This window comes from Nguyenibacter vanlangensis, assembly GCF_013376155.1.
GTDB lineage: Bacteria > Pseudomonadota > Alphaproteobacteria > Acetobacterales > Acetobacteraceae > Gluconacetobacter > Gluconacetobacter vanlangensis.
The window spans coordinates 1-941 of record NZ_JABXXP010000920.1; the positions used below are offsets into that span (position 1 = coordinate 1).

Here is a 941-nt window from a genome sequence, read left to right on the forward strand (position 1 = left end):
GCTCGCCGCCCGCATGGCCCAGATCTCCCGGCCCAGCGTCCGGGCCAGCGCCGCCGCCCGGTCCGCGTCCCCATCGGCGATCACCAGCATCTTCGCCCCGACATCCGGCACGTCGGCCCAGGGAAATCCATGGACGAACGAAACCGACAGGATGCCGTCCTTGCCCTCCAGCGCCGTCATGCGATCGACGAAGGCGCGCACCGGCCCGTGCGGCGTGCGCCAGATCCCCAGCATCCGGCAGTCATGATACGCCATGACCGGCCGAATCACCCCCGCCGCCGTGCGCACCGCCAGCCGGTACAGCTCGGCCGAACGCTCCCGGATATCGTCATGCGGATATTCCTTGTAGGTGACGATCAGGTCGGCCTGCTCGCGCATCGGCTCCGTCAGGTGGCAATGCAGGTCCAGCACCGTGCCCACCACGGCATCCGGCCCGGCCGCCGCCCGCACATGGGCCAGCACGTCGCCCTCGCAATCGTCGTATCCCACGGCCACCATCGCGCCATGCATCGACAGCAGCACGATATCGACCGGCAGCGCCGCCTTCAGGTCGCCGACGACCAGGTCGCGCAGCTCTTCATAGACCGATGCCGGCGTAGGGCCCCCGGGCTGGGCGAAGCTGCAGATGCTCTCGACGACCTCGTGCCCCTCGGCCGCCGCCATCTCCCGCCAGGTCCGCAGCGGCAGGGTGGCCGGCGTCGCGGCGGCCAGGCTGCCCCCGGTCCGGTGCCATTCCCGCGCGCCCATGAAGGCACCCCGCCCCGTGACGATCGGCGAGAACGTATTGGTTTCAGTCCCCAATGTGGCAATGAAGATCTTCATGTCTCTCCCCCGTCATGCCTCTCCCGCGGTCCCGGGCGGCACGCAGCCATCCATGTCCGCCGCGATGGCGGCGCAGTCGATGCGGCCCCGGCGGCCGATGAAGACCAGGCGCGTGCCGT

1 protein-coding gene is annotated in these 941 nt (G+C 70.2%); it reads right to left on the reverse strand.

Annotation, left to right across the window (positions count from 1 at the left end; genetic code table 11):
• Positions 1-822 (reverse strand): M81 family metallopeptidase (locus HUK84_RS20175; RefSeq protein WP_176641787.1); only part of this gene is annotated, 822 nt, incomplete at its 3' end.
• Positions 823-941 lie beyond the last annotated feature (119 nt).